Source organism: Zunongwangia endophytica, assembly GCF_030409505.1.
GTDB classification, from domain to species: Bacteria; Bacteroidota; Bacteroidia; order Flavobacteriales; family Flavobacteriaceae; genus Zunongwangia; species Zunongwangia endophytica.
Genome location: NZ_JAUFPZ010000002.1, coordinates 2,809,700 through 2,826,266 on the forward strand (window position 1 = coordinate 2,809,700; position 16,567 = coordinate 2,826,266).

At 35.6% G+C, this 16,567-nt stretch carries 17 protein-coding genes; 5 read left to right on the forward strand and 12 right to left on the reverse strand.

Annotated elements, in window-relative coordinates; all coding sequences use genetic code 11:
- Window positions 1-80: 80 nt before the first annotated feature.
- From mnhG to QWY91_RS12245, 7 genes are read right to left on the reverse strand one after another with little or no spacing between them, the layout of a single operon-like run.
- A complete protein-coding gene (mnhG, locus tag QWY91_RS12215) occupies window positions 81-476 on the reverse strand; it encodes a monovalent cation/H(+) antiporter subunit G (protein WP_290235518.1) in 396 nt (131 codons plus the stop codon).
- A complete protein-coding gene (locus tag QWY91_RS12220) occupies window positions 473-748 on the reverse strand; it encodes a monovalent cation/H+ antiporter complex subunit F (RefSeq protein WP_270059489.1) in 276 nt (91 codons plus the stop codon). Before QWY91_RS12220 ends, mnhG begins: the two co-directional genes overlap by 4 nt.
- The gene (locus QWY91_RS12225; protein WP_290235521.1) at window positions 748-1,224 is read right to left on the reverse strand and encodes a Na+/H+ antiporter subunit E; all 477 of its coding nucleotides are present in this window, start codon (window positions 1,222-1,224) and stop codon (window positions 748-750) included. Before QWY91_RS12225 ends, QWY91_RS12220 begins: the two co-directional genes overlap by 1 nt.
- A gap of 11 nt (window positions 1,225-1,235) precedes the next feature.
- Window positions 1,236-2,747, reverse strand: a complete 1,512-nt coding sequence (locus tag QWY91_RS12230) for a proton-conducting transporter transmembrane domain-containing protein (RefSeq protein ID WP_290235522.1) — start codon at window positions 2,745-2,747, stop codon at window positions 1,236-1,238.
- Complete coding sequence (locus QWY91_RS12235) at window positions 2,744-3,097, reverse strand: Na+/H+ antiporter subunit C (RefSeq protein ID WP_270059492.1); 354 nt, start codon at window positions 3,095-3,097, stop codon at window positions 2,744-2,746. The genes QWY91_RS12230 and QWY91_RS12235 overlap by 4 nt, the downstream gene beginning before the upstream one ends.
- A gap of 2 nt (window positions 3,098-3,099) precedes the next feature.
- Complete coding sequence (locus tag QWY91_RS12240) at window positions 3,100-3,513, reverse strand: Na+/H+ antiporter subunit B (protein ID WP_290235525.1); 414 nt, start codon at window positions 3,511-3,513, stop codon at window positions 3,100-3,102.
- Between the two features lie 10 nt (window positions 3,514-3,523).
- Entirely contained in the window at window positions 3,524-5,836 is a 2,313-nt protein-coding gene (locus QWY91_RS12245) for a putative monovalent cation/H+ antiporter subunit A (protein ID WP_290235527.1), read from the reverse strand.
- Between the two features lie 236 nt (window positions 5,837-6,072).
- On the opposite strand from QWY91_RS12245, the gene QWY91_RS12250 reads away from it, so the two are divergent.
- Genes QWY91_RS12250 through QWY91_RS12265 form a run of 4 tightly spaced genes read left to right on the forward strand, consistent with a single transcriptional unit; the run spans window position 6,073 to window position 9,139 of the window.
- Complete coding sequence (locus tag QWY91_RS12250) at window positions 6,073-6,588, forward strand: DUF2975 domain-containing protein (RefSeq protein WP_290235529.1); 516 nt, start codon at window positions 6,073-6,075, stop codon at window positions 6,586-6,588.
- Between the two features lie 10 nt (window positions 6,589-6,598).
- Window positions 6,599-7,123 (forward strand): DUF2975 domain-containing protein, encoded by a 525-nt coding sequence (locus tag QWY91_RS12255; protein ID WP_290235530.1) that lies wholly within the window; start codon window positions 6,599-6,601, stop codon window positions 7,121-7,123.
- Window positions 7,124-7,126: 3 nt separating this feature from the next.
- Window positions 7,127-7,336, forward strand: a complete 210-nt coding sequence (locus QWY91_RS12260) for a helix-turn-helix domain-containing protein (RefSeq protein ID WP_270063067.1) — start codon at window positions 7,127-7,129, stop codon at window positions 7,334-7,336.
- Window positions 7,337-7,366: 30 nt separating this feature from the next.
- A complete protein-coding gene (locus tag QWY91_RS12265; RefSeq protein ID WP_290235531.1) occupies window positions 7,367-9,139 on the forward strand; it encodes a M61 family metallopeptidase in 1,773 nt (590 codons plus the stop codon).
- A 91-nt stretch (window positions 9,140-9,230) separates the two neighbouring features.
- Here QWY91_RS12265 and QWY91_RS12270 read toward each other — a convergent pair whose 3' ends face one another.
- The 5 genes from QWY91_RS12270 to QWY91_RS12290 all read right to left on the reverse strand — a co-directional run bounded on the left by QWY91_RS12270 (window position 9,231) and on the right by QWY91_RS12290 (window position 15,604).
- Window positions 9,231-9,515 carry a hypothetical protein gene (locus QWY91_RS12270; protein ID WP_290235533.1) on the reverse strand — a complete coding sequence of 95 codons (285 nt, stop codon included), beginning with the start codon at window positions 9,513-9,515 and terminating at the stop codon, window positions 9,231-9,233.
- A gap of 80 nt (window positions 9,516-9,595) precedes the next feature.
- Window positions 9,596-11,107 carry a F0F1 ATP synthase subunit beta gene (atpD, locus tag QWY91_RS12275; RefSeq protein WP_290235535.1) on the reverse strand — a complete coding sequence of 504 codons (1,512 nt, stop codon included), beginning with the start codon at window positions 11,105-11,107 and terminating at the stop codon, window positions 9,596-9,598.
- Window positions 11,108-11,327: 220 nt separating this feature from the next.
- A complete protein-coding gene (gene glmS, locus QWY91_RS12280; protein WP_290235536.1) occupies window positions 11,328-13,175 on the reverse strand; it encodes a glutamine--fructose-6-phosphate transaminase (isomerizing) in 1,848 nt (615 codons plus the stop codon).
- A gap of 12 nt (window positions 13,176-13,187) precedes the next feature.
- Window positions 13,188-14,777, reverse strand: a complete 1,590-nt coding sequence (bamH, locus tag QWY91_RS12285; RefSeq protein ID WP_290235537.1) for a BamH family beta-barrel-assembly machinery protein — start codon at window positions 14,775-14,777, stop codon at window positions 13,188-13,190.
- 14 nt (window positions 14,778-14,791) lie between these two features.
- Complete coding sequence (locus tag QWY91_RS12290; protein ID WP_290235538.1) at window positions 14,792-15,604, reverse strand: glycogen/starch synthase; 813 nt, start codon at window positions 15,602-15,604, stop codon at window positions 14,792-14,794.
- A gap of 111 nt (window positions 15,605-15,715) precedes the next feature.
- On the opposite strand from QWY91_RS12290, the gene panC reads away from it, so the two are divergent.
- Window positions 15,716-16,567 carry a pantoate--beta-alanine ligase gene (gene panC / locus QWY91_RS12295; protein WP_290235540.1) on the forward strand — a complete coding sequence of 284 codons (852 nt, stop codon included), beginning with the start codon at window positions 15,716-15,718 and terminating at the stop codon, window positions 16,565-16,567.

The window sequence follows — 16,567 nt, forward strand, 5'->3', positions numbered from 1 at the left end:
ACAAGATTACCTGAAACTGGGCTGTTGGAATGATAGGAAAAAAGTTTGGGAGAAACTAATGAATCTAAAATACTGTGGACTTATTCCATTTTCTCGTGATCTACGTTATCCTCTGGAGTATCATCGATCTCACTTTTTAAGATGTGTGAGTTTCGCTGATATTTCCCTTGTAAATCATCCATTTTGGATTGATCCCAAAGCTTATTACCTATAAAATACGATGCTCTTCCAATTAAATGAGCTCCTACAGGTGCCGTTAAGAATAAGAATAGAATAATGATAAATGCTCTAGAAGTTGTACTAAGATCGTAGAAGTACAGCGCTACACCAACAAGTAAAAGTCCTATTCCTAAGGTAGCAGCTTTAGTATTTACCGATATTCGTAAATATGTATCTGGCATTCTTATAAGTCCTACTGCTGCGAGCAAAACGAATAATGTTCCTAAAGTGATGATTATCCCTATTAAAATATTCATTTTTTCTTACTTCTTCGTTCTAAATAATAACTTAAGGCTACCGTACTTAAAAAGGCGATAAGAGCCAGAATCATCCCCGTATCTAATAAAGTAGAGCTTCCAGAAGTTATCGTGTAGATCCCAATAATTCCTATACCTGTAGTGATTAAAAGATCTAATGCGACAATTCTATCTGCAATACTTGGGCCTTTGAAAAATCTTACCAAAATAAGAATCACCGAAAAGGCCAAAACAGGCAGGATTATTATTCTACAATATTCAACTAAAGTCATTATTTTAAAATCTCTAAAATTCGTTTTTCAAAACCGTTTTTAATACCGGCAATGAATTTGTCTTTATCTTTTATATACATCGCATGTACATAAAGCACTTTCTTGTCGTTTGAAACATCCAGACTCAACGTACCCGGAGTTAATGTAATCATGTTCGCCAACAAGGTTATTCCTGCATCGCTCTGCACGGTTAATGGAACTTTCACGATTCCTGGCGTCATATTTAGTTTAGGCGTCATTACTTCCCAAGCCACCTCTAAATTTGCTTTTATTAATTCCCAGAAAAAGAATAAAATGATAAAAATAAGCCTTGGTACAATGGTAAAATACTTGGCTTTTTTTGAGCCTCTAGTTATTACCATTAATATAATATAGCTTAATATAAAGCCAAACAAATAGTTAGAAACATGAAAGTCTCCTGTGAGTACTACCCACACAAATGTTAGAAGAATATTAGATACAAACCTGTTTTTCATTGTTTCCTTCCTTAACTATTGTTTAAAACTGTATCGATATATTGCTGACTATTCATAAGTTCGTTCGCTATTCTGGCAGATAATATTTGAATATGCTCTGCTCCAAAACCAATATATAGCGATATTAAACTTAAGAAAACAATTGGCACGATAAACTGTGTTTTCTTAGTTTTATTTAAATCGCTGAAATATTCAAATTTTGGTTTTTCAGGTATTTCTTTCGCGTCTTTCCAAAAAACTTCTGCCCATAATTTAGCGATTATTACTAAGGTAATAAAGCTGGCAAAAACAATTGCTGCAACCGTCCAATAACTCTCTGTTTTAAAACCTTCTCCTATTAAAGAAATTTTAGGCCAGAATCCTGATAAAGGCGGAATTCCCACTAGTGAAAATAAAGGAATAAAAATCAACAAACTGAGCTTTGGATAATTCGCGTAGAAACCTCCCAACGCCCTCATGCTATTTGAAGATTTTATCTTGAAGATAATTCCGCTTACCATAAATAGATTCGTTTTAACCATGATATCGTGAATCAGGTAAAAAATAACCCCAGTAATAGCCACTTCAGTAAACATTCCCAAACCAGCAATCATATAACCAATATGGCAAATAATCAAATACGAAAAGACCTTACGAACATTATTCTGAACCAATGCACCAACACCTCCGCTAAAAATAGTAAGAATAGCCAATACCATTAAAATTTCTCCTAAGAATACATCGCCTACAAAAATTAATGTAAACACTCTTATCAAAGCATAAACGCCAACTTTAGTTAGCAGTCCACCAAATATTGCAGAAACAGCAGCGGGTGGCGTATGGTAGGATGCCGGTAACCAAAAATACAGTGGGAAAATTGATGCTTTTGTCCCAAAACCAACTAAAAATAATATAGCGGCAACTTCTACCAGTCCGCGGTTTTCTACCGCCGCAACTTTCCCGGCAAGATCTGCCATATTTAAAGATCCGGTTAAACCATATAATACTGCAATTGCAGTTAAAAAAATAATGGAAGCCAGGATGTTTAAGGTAAAGTACTTTACTGCTCCTTCTAACTGTGCTTTTTCACCGCCAATGGTAATTAACACAAAAGAACTTATGATAATGATTTCAAACCAAACATAAAGGTTGAATAAATCTCCGGTTAAAAATGCTCCGGTTAATCCTAATAACAGAAAATGAAATATAGGGTAATAACCAAAACGTAGTCGATCTTTGATAACAGAACCAGCTGAAAATACTGATACTGCCAAACCAGAAAGTGCTGTTAAAAGCACCAAGGTGACTGCCAGCGTATCTGCGACAAACACAATACCATATGGCGCATCCCAATCTCCTGCATTTACTTTTTGAGTTCCATTCTCCCAAACAAAGTAAAATACATAAGCGGAAAGAGCTACAGCGATAATACTACCGCCAATGCTTATAATTTTTTGCGCATTAATCTTATTCCAGAAAAACATCAAAACAATGCTCAGGAATAATTGAAATAATAAAGGGTATATGATTAAATGTTGCATCATGAATCTTCGTCGGTTGCGTTCATTTCGTCCAGATCGTCTGTTCTTACCACCTTATGAGCTCTTTTTACAAGAATGATGGCAAAAGATTGCAATCCAAAACTAATTACAATAGCAGTTAATATAAGTGCCTGCGGAACAGGATCTGCATAAGCTTCAGTAAAAACTTCAGAATTCTCTGGAATTATTGGAGGTAAACCTTTTGTTATTCTACCTAAAAGAAAAATCAAAAGATTGGCTCCATTCCCTAACAGAATTATACCAATAATTAGTTTCACCAAACTACGACGCAAGATCATATAAATCCCCGCCGCATAAAGCAAACCTATTAAAATAGCTAATAATATCTCCATAATTAAGGTGCTTCAGAAATTGTAAAGATGATGGTTAATGTTACCCCTACAACCACAAGATAAACTCCTATATCAAAAAATAATGCTGAACCAATACTTCCTAAAACGGGAACATGGCCGTGATACCATAATCCTGTCATAAAAGGATCTCCTGCAAAAAGCATAGGTGAAAGCCCACTAAAAAAAGACAAGGCTAAACCTGCGGGCATCAAAAATCCCGGATGAAATTTAAGTAATGCTTTAGCATTTTTTAATCCATTAGCGAAAGAATGCAAAACAAAAGCAATTGCTGCTACAAGTCCGCCTACAAATCCACCACCTGGAAGGTAGTGCCCTCGCAAAAGGATAAAAATCGAGAACATTAGCAAAACCGGCAAAAGGTAATTTGATGCTGTTCTTAATATGATGGTTTTCATAATATTTTAATTACTGAACTCTATCTGTTCTTTTTAATCTTAATTTCAATAAGCCAAATACCCCAATAGCGGCAATAGTCAACACGGAAATCTCTATCATTGTATCTGCTCCCCTAAAGTCAACTAAAATGACATTAACAACGTTTTTACCGTGAGCCATTATATACGAATTTTTAGCGTAAAAATCACCAATTTCAGTATTAACAGGTTCCGATAAAACTTCGAGTGCTAAAACAGCAATCATGCCTCCAAAAAGCAAGGATAATATTCCATCCCGAATACGCATTTTGTGATCTTGTATTTTAAGGTAACGAGGCAATCTGTAAAGTACCAAAACAAATAGAATAACCGTCAAGGTATCGATGGAAAACTGTGTCATGGCTAAATCTGGCGCACTATAAAATACAAAAACAAGACATATAGTTAAGCCAACAACTCCCATTGCTACAACGGCAGACAATCTACTACTGGTAAATACCGTGAATAATATAGCAATACACATGATGATACTCACCACTAGTTCATAAAAACTAATATTGGATAAAATTGCAGGATCAATATTGAACTTGGTACTTCCTACCATAGTATAGCCTACCATTCCTACTAAAAAGAAAATAATGATAAAGACATAGTTTCTTAAATATCCATTCTGAAAAACTCTTGTCCAAAATGAAGATACGTAGGTGAATCCTATATTAAATCTTTCCATCAAACTTTTAGGACTAATAAATTCCAGTTTACCTATGCTGGTTTCAAGTTTTGCGGATGGCTTGATAACAAAGTATAATATTGTTCCTACGGTTATTGTTACTAAACTTAAAATAAATACCGTATTAAATCCATGCCATAGGGCTAAATGAATTTCTCCAGATTCACCACCTAAAGCAGCAACCACAGGTTTTACTAGAGAACCTTCAATTATAAATGGTAAAATTCCAAAAACCAGGCTTAAAACTGCCAGAACTATTGGCGGCACCCACATTAGAGGCCCCGGCATTTTAGTATCCTTAAGATTATCAGGTAACTTTCCTTGAAACGGTTTTATACCGGCTACAAAACCAGCCCATAAAAGTAATATTTTGGTAATAATGATCCCAACGAGTAAAACAGTTGCAATAATAGGCGCATGCATCGTTGCCTCGTAAGTGAGTTCCTTACCTAAGAAACCGATCGTTGGCGGAATACCTGCACTCGATATTGCTGCGATAATCGCTGCAATACCAACTGGCATCAAAACTTTACGCAGACCAGAAAGCTTTGTCACATCACGGCTTCCTGTTTGGTGATCTATTATTCCTGTTGTTAAGAATAGTGTAGCTTTATAAAGCGCATGCACAACAATAAATACTGCCGCCGCTGTAAAAGATTCGGTTGTTCCCATACCAATCAAGAACATCAAAATTCCTAAAGCCGATATGGTCGAATACGCTAAAACTCCTTTAAGGTCGGTTCTAAATAAAGAATGAATTGCAGAGTAAAGCATCGTAAATCCTCCAACAATTATTAATGTTGTATTCCAAATTTCTTCACCTCCTAAAACGGGTGTAAAACGCATTACCAGATAAATACCTGCTTTTACCATCGTTGCAGAGTGCAAATAAGTAGAAACTGGTGTTGGTGCCTTCATCGCTCCCGGTAACCAAAAATGGAAAGGAAACTGTGCAGATTTAGTAAAAGCCGCTCCAAATAATAAAATTACAGCGACCGAGTAATACTGGTGTCCTTTTATTAATTCTGGCGCCATATTAAGCATTTCAGCAATGCTATATGTACCAGCGATATTTCCTAAAACGATAACTCCTGCAAGTAAAAACATCCCACCCAGACCGGTAATCCCAAGCGCGGTTAAAGCCGACTTTCTGGAAGCTTCTTGCGTGTTATTAAAACCTATTAAAAAGAATGAGCTTATACTAGTAAGTTCCCAAAAAGTAAAAAGGCTTATCACGTTATCCGATAAAACCAAACCTAACATGGCCGCCATAAACACACTCAGATACCCATAAAATCGATCAAGATATTTATGATGGTGTAGATAGGCTGAAGTATATACAAAAACCAGAAAACCAATTCCGGTAATCATTAAGCAGAATAAAAGTGAAAGACCGTCCAAAGTAAAACCTAGGTTCACACCAAATGAGGGTGCCCAGTTATAACTTTCCTTCATAATCTCCCCAGCCATAACTTCAGGTATAAACTGAAGAAAATAGACAAATAATCCTAAGGGGATCAATGATGATAAGACAGCAAACTTTCCTTTAAAAAACTTTCCTGCAAAAACTAAAAGTAAAGCAAATAAAAATCCTAAAAGTATTGCTAATAGCATAGTTGATTAATAATCCGTTTCTCGCAAATATAATAGTTATTATTTAAGTTTTATGCGAATAATAAACGTTAAATATACATATATACGCAGACTTTGCAATAACTTAATGTTTACATTTGAAAAATAGTAGTTTAGAAAACTTCTTGATAACTAATTCAAAAATTATTTATAATTAAATTATCGAAAAACAATAATAATACGTATAATTGTTATCGTTAATCGATAATTTATATTTTATGAAACCACCAATTCTGCTAAAAACAATCTTCGATATTTGTTTTATTTTTTCTGCTCTCTCTTTGGCTGGAGTCATGATAATGCTGGTAGTCAATATTTTTACAGGAATAGATGTCCCATTTATATCTATAGAAAATCCTTCAAAAGATGTCAACAATTTAGCATTATGGATACTTGTTTTATTAGAAGTAGTTAGAACAGGTACTTTCTTATATGGGCTATTTGTTCTGAGAAAATTAATTAGAAGTTTCTTCAGAAATAAGCTTTATACCAGGCTTCAAATAGCATCTTTTAATCTTAGTGGCAGATTAATATGCTTATCTGTAATACTAGGAGCAATTTCTGAATTCTTAAAAAAGTTAATTGTCGATAGCCGTATCTCCTTAAACTTTGGTTTGGAATTTTCTTTCAGCTCTTTCTGGATAATTCTTGCATTCGGTATTTTCCTAATCTTCCTTAGTAAGGTTTTTGAAAATGCCCGTATACTTAAACAAGAAAATGATTTAACCGTATAATATTATAAATATGAAATGGCATTTAAACATTCTAAAGATTATAGTAATTACTGTTATTGCTCTTTTAATAGCTTCCGCACTAATTAATATTCTGGGAGCTATTCATCAATTTGACATGCTTAATGAGATATCAAACTCATTTTTCTTCAAAAACTATTTCCCTGAAAGAAGCTTCGACTATTCTAAGAATGGTGAAAGACTTTTTTACGTACTAAACTCGGCAGTATTCATATATCTAGCCATCGGTTTAAGGAAAGTACCCAAATTAATTAACGACATCTTGAAAGAGAACCTATTCTACCCTTATCAAGCAGAGGAAATAAGAAGAATATCATCAACAATCATAGGATATGCAAAGCTTAAATTTCTCATTATTCTATGTTGCGGCGCATTTTTTTTAATGTCTCCTTTTAATATTTTAGGATTCATACCATCATTCATAATTCTTTATATTCTAGGCAAAGTATTGCTCCTTTTAGGTAAAGTTGTAGCCAAAGGTGAAGTCATAAAACAAGAAAATGATCTTACGGTTTAAGTCATGGCGATAATTATTAATCTAGATAGAATTTTGGAACGCGAGGGCATGAAGAGCAACGAACTTGCCGATAAAATCGGCATTACTACGGCAAACCTTTCTATTCTGAAAACCGGAAAAGCCAAAGCAGTAAGATTCTCAACCTTAGAAGCGATATGCGAAATACTAAACTGCCAACCTGGAGATATTCTTGAATACCAAGAAGAAAATTAATTATTTAACTTTAGCACTAAAATTTAGTTTATGCGTTTACCCCTACTTTTACTTTTTGTCTGCACGATTAGTTTTGCTCAGCAAAATCAATACAGCATCTCTTTTGAAAATGCCGTGCATCACGAAGCGAAAATCAATATTAGATTTCCTGAAATTGAAAATGATACACTAACGGTAAGAATGAGTAGATCTTCCCCAGGTCGATACGCTATTCATGAATTTGCGAAAAACGTTTACGATTTCAAGGCTACCGATAGCGAAGGAAAACAGCTGGAAGTTTCTCGACCAGACCCATACTCTTGGGCTATTACAAATCATAGCGGAATCGTAAATATCGAGTACACTCTTTTCGCCAACCGTGGCGATGGTACATACTCCCAAATCGATCCTACACACGCTCATCTAAATATGCCGGCGACCTTTATGTTTGCTGAAAGCTTGCAGGATAGAGCTATAGAGATCGAATACAATACTGAAAGTCAGCCAGATTGGAAAGTAGCTACACAGCTAAAGCATATTAAAGGGAATACATACACCGCTCCCAACCTTCAGTACTTTATGGATAGCCCAACTGAAATTAGCAATTTCAGAATGAAAAAATTTGAGTTGGACGGGAAAACCATTCGGTTTGTGTTACACGATCCAAGCAGCGATGACCTTTTCTCAGCGTACTTTCAGAAGGTAAAAAAAATCGTGGAGCAAGAAATGAAAGTTTACGGCGAATTGCCCAATTTCGATTACGGGGAATACACTTTTTTAGCCTGTTACATGCCAAATGTTTCGGGAGACGGAATGGAACATCGCAACAGCACCATTTTAACGGATACTGAAACTTTGGCCAATGGAGGCATGAAGGGAAATATTGGCACTGTTTCCCACGAGTTTTTCCATGCATGGAATGTGGAGCGCATTCGCCCAAAAGCTTTAGAACCTTTTAATTTCACAAAAGCGAATATGACGGGTGCACTTTGGTTTGCTGAAGGCTTCACTAGTTATTACACTAACTTGATTTTATGCAGAGCAGGAATTATTTCTGCGGAAGATTACATAAACGGTCTAAGCGGTAGCTTTAACTATGTTTGGACATCTCCGGCACTTCAGTATTTTAATCCTATTGAAATGAGCTACCAGGCACCTTTTGTAGATGCGGCAACTTCTTTGGATCCAGTAAATAGAGCAAATACGTTTATTTCTTATTATTCCTACGGAAGTGTTTTGGGACTAGCCTTAGATCTAGAATTACGCGATCAAGATCTTAATCTAGATGATTTCATGAAACTGGTTTGGGAAACTTACGGAAAACCAGAAAAACCATATAAGGTTGAAGATATCCAACACCTCTTAAAACAGTATGCGGGCAAAAAATTTGGAGAAGACTTCTTCAATAAATATATCTACAATAGCGAAATGCCAAAATACGAACCGCTTTTGGCCAAAATGGGGATCAATATTTCAAGAAAAGCAGAGGAAGCTGATCTGGGAATTTCCGTAGAAAATAAAGATAGCATGGTGGTTATGACGAATAATCCTAAAATAGGAACATCAGCTTATAAAGGAGGTTTGGATAAAGGTGCTAGAATTCTAGCCATTAACGAGCAAATTGTAGAAAACACAGAAGAATTCAAGAAAATAACTTCAGCATTAAAACCTGATGAAGAAATTAGCATCAAATTCAGCATTTATGGAGAAGAAAAAACTACTGAATTAATTGTAGGCAGTAATCCTTCTTACGAAATAAAAATAAACGCCGATGCAAAGAAAAAGGAAGTCAAAAATCGTGAAAAATGGCTTTCAGGGAAGTAAAGTTTAAGGCTTACAGTTCACAGTAATCTTTAAAAATAGAAAAAGCCTGTTGCAATTGCAACAGGCTTTTTTATATAATATCAAAAATATATTAGTCGGCTAGAATGATCGCTTTATTATCTTTCATTTCTAACACTCCACCTTTAATATGGTAGAATAATTCTTTTCCTTCTTGTTTAAAATCTGAAGACAACTTTGAAGTCACCTCAGCATTTGAAGCAGCAAGGTTAATCTTAACCGTGCCATCTGTCAAAGTAGAAACGATTGGTGCGTGATTGTTCAGCATCTGAAACTCACCATCAATCCCCGGTACTTTTACAGCATCCACTTCGGCTTGAAAAACGACTGCTTCTGGAGTTACGATTTCTAAATACATAGTTATTAGTATTGAGTACTGAGTATTGAGTAGATAACTTCGAGTTCCCTCTACTTATCTATTCACTTATCACTACTTTATTATGATTCAGCTAGCATTTTCTCTCCAGCCTCGATCGCTTCTTCGATAGTACCTTTAAGGTTAAAAGCTGCTTCTGGTAAGTGATCTAACTCACCATCCATAATCATATTAAATCCTTTGATAGTATCTTTAATATCTACAAGCACTCCTTTAAGACCTGTAAACTGCTCTGCAACGTGGAATGGCTGAGAAAGGAAACGTTGCACACGTCTTGCACGTGATACCGCAAGTTTATCCTCTTCAGAAAGCTCTTCCATACCAAGAATCGCAATAATATCTTGTAATTCTTTATAACGCTGTAATAATTCTTTTACTCTTTGTGCACAATCGTAATGATCGTTACCTAAAATATCTGGAGCAAGAATTCTTGAGGTAGAATCCAAAGGATCTACCGCTGGATAAATACCTAGCTCTGCAATTTTACGAGAAAGTACTGTTGTTGCATCCAAGTGAGCAAAAGTTGTCGCTGGAGCAGGATCGGTAAGGTCATCCGCAGGAACGTAAACCGCCTGTACAGATGTAATCGAACCATTTTTAGTTGAAGTAATTCTCTCCTGCATTGCACCCATCTCTGTAGCAAGCGTTGGCTGATAACCTACCGCTGAAGGCATACGACCAAGAAGTGCTGACACCTCTGAACCTGCCTGAGTAAAACGGAAAATATTATCTACGAAGAAAAGAACATCTTTACCTTGAGCTTCACCAGCACCATCACGGAAGTATTCTGCAATAGTAAGACCAGATAAAGCGACGCGCGCGCGTGCTCCCGGTGGCTCATTCATCTGTCCAAATACGAAAGTAGCTTTAGATTCCTTCATTACTTTCTTATCTACTTTCTTAAGATCCCATCCTCCATCTTCCATGGAATGCATAAAATCGTCACCGTATTTGATAATACCAGATTCAAGCATCTCTCTAAGAAGGTCATTCCCTTCACGAGTACGCTCGCCTACACCGGCAAATACAGAAAGACCACCATGGCCTTTCGCTATGTTGTTAATTAATTCCTGAATAAGTACAGTTTTACCAACACCAGCACCACCAAATAATCCAATTTTACCACCTTTTGCATAAGGCTCGATAAGATCGATTACTTTAATACCAGTAAATAAAACTTCAGTAGAAACAGATAAGTCTTCGAATTTTGGAGCATCACGGTGAATCGGAAGTCCATCTTTCCCTGCTTTCGGTAAGTTTCCTAAACCGTCGATAGCATCACCTACCACGTTAAAAAGACGTCCGTAAACATCATTACCAATAGGCATTTGGATAGGAGCTCCGGTAGCTACAACTTCTACACCACGGCTTAACCCATCTGTAGAATCCATAGAGATAGCTCTTACAGTTTCTTCTCCAATATGCGTTTGAACCTCTAAAACTAAAATAGAACCATCTTCCCTTTTAATCTCCAAAGAATCGTAAATCTTTGGTAATTCTACGTTCTCTGCGCTGAAGGAAACATCAACTACAGGGCCAATAACCTGGGCAACTTTACCTGTTACTTTAGACATTATTAATTTCTTTAATGTTTTTTATTTAAATCTAACTGCAAACCTATCTAACTGATTCATAAATCTATAAAATAAAACAGGCCACAAATTTGGCTGCAAAGATAGTTTTTTCTTTATAATTTCATACTTCCATGTAAATAACTTTTTTTATAGTTCAAAAAGTTATCCATGAAGCACTAAAACTACTAAAAAATTTTAGAAAAATTATCCTGCGCTATCCTTACTCTACCGTTACCGATTTTGCAAGATTTCTTGGCTGATCTACATTCTTACCAAGCATTACTGCTATATGATAAGAAAGTAATTGTAACGGAATTGTTGTTAATAACGGAGTAAAAGACTCTATAGTTTCAGGAATTTCAATTACATGATCGGCAATCTCTTTAACTTCAGTATCGCCCTCAGTAACTAAGCTAATTATCTTTCCTTTTCGAGATTTTATTTCCTGAATATTACTAACTACTTTTTCGTAATGTCCTTTACGAACAGCAATTACTACAACTGGCATTTCTTCATCGATTAGTGCAATAGGACCATGCTTCATTTCTGCGGCTGGATAACCTTCAGCATGGATATAAGAAATCTCCTTTAACTTCAACGCGCCTTCTAATGCTACAGGAAAATTATAACCTCTTCCCAGGTAAATACAATTTCGAGTATCCTTATAGGTTTCAGCAATCTCCTTGATAATCTTATCTGATTTCAAAAGACTTTCTATTTTCTGCGGAATTGCTTCTAACGCCTGAAGATGAAATCTGAAGTCTGAATCTGAAATCGTTCCTTTATATTTTCCAAGCTTTAACGCCATTAGGGTTAAAACCGTAATTTGAGTTGTAAATGCTTTTGTTGAAGCTACCCCAATTTCTGGTCCCGCATGAGTGTACGCGCCCGCGGTAGTTTCTCTAGAAATGGATGAACCTACTACATTACAAACACCAAATACAAAAGCACCTTTTTCTTTCGCTAATTTAATAGCGGCCATAGTATCTGCTGTTTCCCCACTTTGGGAAATAGCTATAACAACATCATCTTCAGTAATAACAGGGTTTCTATATCTAAATTCTGAAGCATATTCTACCTCAACAGGAATTCTGGCCATATCCTCAAAAGCATATTCGGCTACTAAACCGGCATGCCAAGATGTACCACATCCTACAATTAAGATTCGATTAGCTTTGGCGATACGTTCTATATTATCGTCTACACCGGCCATTTTTATAATTCCCTGGTCGGCTAACAAGCGCCCTCTATATGTATCTCTTATAGCGTTAGGTTGCTCGTATATTTCTTTAAGCATAAAGTGATCGTAACCACCTTTTTCTATTTGCTCAAGATTCAATTGAAGTTCGTGAACGTAAGCAGCAACTTCAGAATCATTATGAATTTTACGAACCTTAACATCCTTTCCATTTCTTACAACCGCCATTTCTCCGTCTTCCAGATAAATAGCGTTATTGGTGTAAGCTATAAATGGTGAAGCATCTGAGGCTATAAAATATTCATTTTCACCTATCCCAATTGCTAAAGGACTTCCTAGTCTTGCGACTACAATTTCATCGGGCTTTCTTTTATCAAAAACAGCAATTGCATAAGCGCCTACTGTTTGATTTAACGCTATCTGAACAGCTTTACCTAACTTTACTCCTTCATTTTTGATAACATCTTCAATAAGATTCACCAAAACTTCAGTATCGGTATCACTTTGAAAAGTATAGCCACGCTTTTTCAATTCTTTACGAAGCGAATCGTAATTTTCAATAATTCCGTTATGAATTATAGCAAGATTACCAGAATTTGAAAGATGTGGATGCGAATTAATATCATTGGGTTGACCATGAGTTGCCCATCGCGTATGGCCTATTGCAATAGAGCCATTAGAAGTTATAGATTCCTGAACTTTCTTTTCAAGATCAGCTACTTTTCCCTTGGTTTTACAAACCTTAAGCTGTTCACCATCATAAAGCGCTATACCTGCACTATCATAGCCACGGTATTCTAATCGCTTTAAACCTTCTATAACTACATTATAAGCATCTCTATGCCCAATATATCCAACTATTCCGCACATATAAGATTTGGTTTACTGGTCTGCGTCTGTATAGTATATTCTTAACTTAAATCTTCTATCCTCGTTCGATGCTTCAGATCCGTAAAAAACAGCTCCCTCTGGAGTAATTGCTGAAGCAGCCGGAACAACATCTAATTTATTATCGCCAGTTAACACTGGAGTACTTTCTTTTGCAGCGATATTACCAGCCTGATTAATATTGGAAGTTACTGCTATCCCCAATCTCACATTACTAGAATCATTTTCTATCAAATTGAAGATATGTTGTGTTAATCTTAAAGTGTATTTTGTAACTCCCGTTTCCTCATCTGTTTCTGGCTTAGAAGAAAATATTAATCTGGAATTAAAAGCATTCTGATTTACGTCACTTTGATTTATATTATAATCAACTAAAACCGAATTATTATCTATATCATAGAGATAAATTCGCGATGGTTCTTCAGCACCGCCCATTTCATCACTTTTAAGATACAACTCAAGATTTGCTTCATTAATAATAAGATTTTCAGCTCTTAAATCTTCCAATTCTACGTCATTAAAAAGCTCTACAACTCCAATAGTTCCTTCACCTCCGTCAATATAAAGATTATCTGATCTATTAGCAATATCCTCTTGAACTTGCTGAGGGTACTCTCCTTTAAAGGTATTTACTCTATTACCAGTAAAGTTTAATCCAAGACTGTCTATTACTTTTACATCTACAGTTTGATCTTCATCGTCTGTAGTTTCTTCTTCGTAAGAATAGTACATTTTCACACCAGAACTTGAAGCAAAATTGAAAAGAATCATACTTCCACTATTCCCAACAGGCTCCGCCTTAAGAAAAAGTCCTCTGAAATAATCTTTGAAATTACTTTGACTTGATAATTCTTGACTTCCTTCTTTATCAAATATTTTCTGCTGAAAAAATTCTTTATCTAACTTAACTCGCAATGAAGGCGCATTGTAAACAGTGTCATTTTCACCTTCTCCATTGGGTCTTATAATCCGTATTCTATTTGCTGAAGGAGTAAAATTCTCATTCACATAAATAGGATCGTCATTTAAGAATTGCTCAAATACATCCTGTTGATCTGAATAGTATTTTTGTCTTTTCTCAAAGTTTTGGTCGGGATCATAATCGCTTAAAAAGTAATTTGACTCATAGATACTTAATTTAAAAGCTCCACTACCATAAATACTATCTAGTGTATATTCTGAATCCCCGTCTGCGTTTCTTGTTTCTCTACTATAATATGGCATATTAAGCACCACACTATCTAAAATTGCACCATCAGGAAATTGTGGTGAAGTTTGAGAGATACTCACTTGCGAAAGCACACTGGCTAATTTTTGCCCAAAAACGGGATGATTATAAACCCCTAAAAGTCTGGGATAGTGAGTAATCTGATTAGGACTTACTCCTACCAAAAAATTTCGGTTAGACTCGATCGATTTTAAATCGACAGTATAGGCATTGATGTCGTATTCACGCACCTCTACGCCAGATGGATTTCCGATAACCTCTCCACCAACATTACTAAAATCTTCATCGCAAGATGCTAAAAGAAAAATAACAACAGGAACTGTTGCTATTTTTAAAATCCTTCTGTATAAATTCATGTAAATAAGAATTACTATTCCGCTAATACTTTTGTAGTGTAAAAATCTTGATATGCTTGCGAGAACTCTTCTCTTGTTTTGTAAGGAAGTAAAGGCTTATTGATTTTCTTCAAATAATCTAATAAATCTTCTGGAAGATCATCACTTCCAACGATCAGAGCGTCTGAGTTATCTGCAGCTGTTTTTGCTAAATTCACAAAACTTGGCTCCTTCAGGTGCTTAAGATCTCTCTTTTCCATTCCGTCAAACAAGATTTTCTCTCTCATCTCTTCATCTAACGTTCCTTCAAAGTTTTCATTGTAAATAGACGTAACTATTTTTGCATCTTTAAAAAGAGGCTCATTACCATAATAATTTCTCAAATATAACGGCAACATATACGCCAGCCAACCATGTACGTGAATAACGTCTGGAGACCAGTTTAATTTCTTCACCGTTTCGATCACACCTTTTGCAAAAAATATAGCGCGTTCGTCATTGTCATCAAAAAGATTTCCATCTTCATCAGTCAATGTTGCCTTTCTCTTAAAATAATCTTCGTTATCTATAAAATAAACCTGCATTCTCTCTTTTGGGATCGAAGCAACTTTTATGATTAGCGGCATATCTAAATCATTAATCACCATATTCATCCCGGAAAGCCTAATAACTTCATGAAGTTGATGGCGGCGCTCATTAATATTACCAAATCTTGGCATAAAAATTCGAATTTGCCCTCCAAGGTTATTCACCATTTTTGCGGCTTCAAAAGATGTGGATGATATTTCGGTTTCAGGTAAGTAAGGTATAACTTCAGACGAGACGTACAATATCCTCTTATCTTTCATATAATTTTTTCTTTAAAGTGCGATTGCGAACAAAAAACACGCAAAATTACAAAATTTTATGCAGATTGCCAGAGATATATTAAGTTTGCACGCTGTTAATTTTAATTTACAATGCAGGTTTTTAAAGAAAAGGAACGGCTAAGGACTACCTTAGCAAACATAAAGTCGGCCAACAAAACAGTTGGTTTAGTACCCACTATGGGTGCTTTGCACGATGGTCACTTGTACCTTGTTAATGAAGCTTTTAAATCCTGCGATCAGGTAGTTGTAAGCATATTTGTTAACCCTACTCAGTTTGACAATCCAAGCGATTTGGAAAAATATCCAAGAGACCTGAAAAAGGACATTGATCTTATCCGAAAAATATCTGAAAATATTATCGTTTTCACTCCAAATGCTAACGAATTGTACGACAGTGAAGTGATTTCACAACATTTTGACTTCGAAGGATTAGACAATGTGATGGAAGGGAAACATCGAAACGGACATTTTGACGGAGTAGGAACTGTAGTTAAACTTTTATTTGAAACCGTAGAACCAGACAAGGCTTTTTTTGGTGAAAAAGATTATCAGCAATTACAAATTATTAAAAGACTTACCAAAATAGAGCGTATTCCCGTAGAGATCATAGGATGCCCTATTCTTAGAGAAGAATCTGGTCTTGCAAGGAGTAGTAGAAACGAACGACTTAATGACTTGCAAAGGGAAAAAGCTGCCTTTATCTATGAAACATTAAAAGAAACTCAAACGTTATTTGGCACAGAAAGTGCAAATTATATTAATGATTGGGTAGAACAACAATTCAAAAATTATCCATTTTTAGAACTGGAATATTTTGAAATATCCGATGCTGAAACTTTAAAAGAAATAACAGAAAAAAGAGAAGGAACATCTTACCGAGCTTTTATCGCTGCGTATGCAGGTGATATTAGGCTTATAGACAACCTTGCTCTTAATAATTAA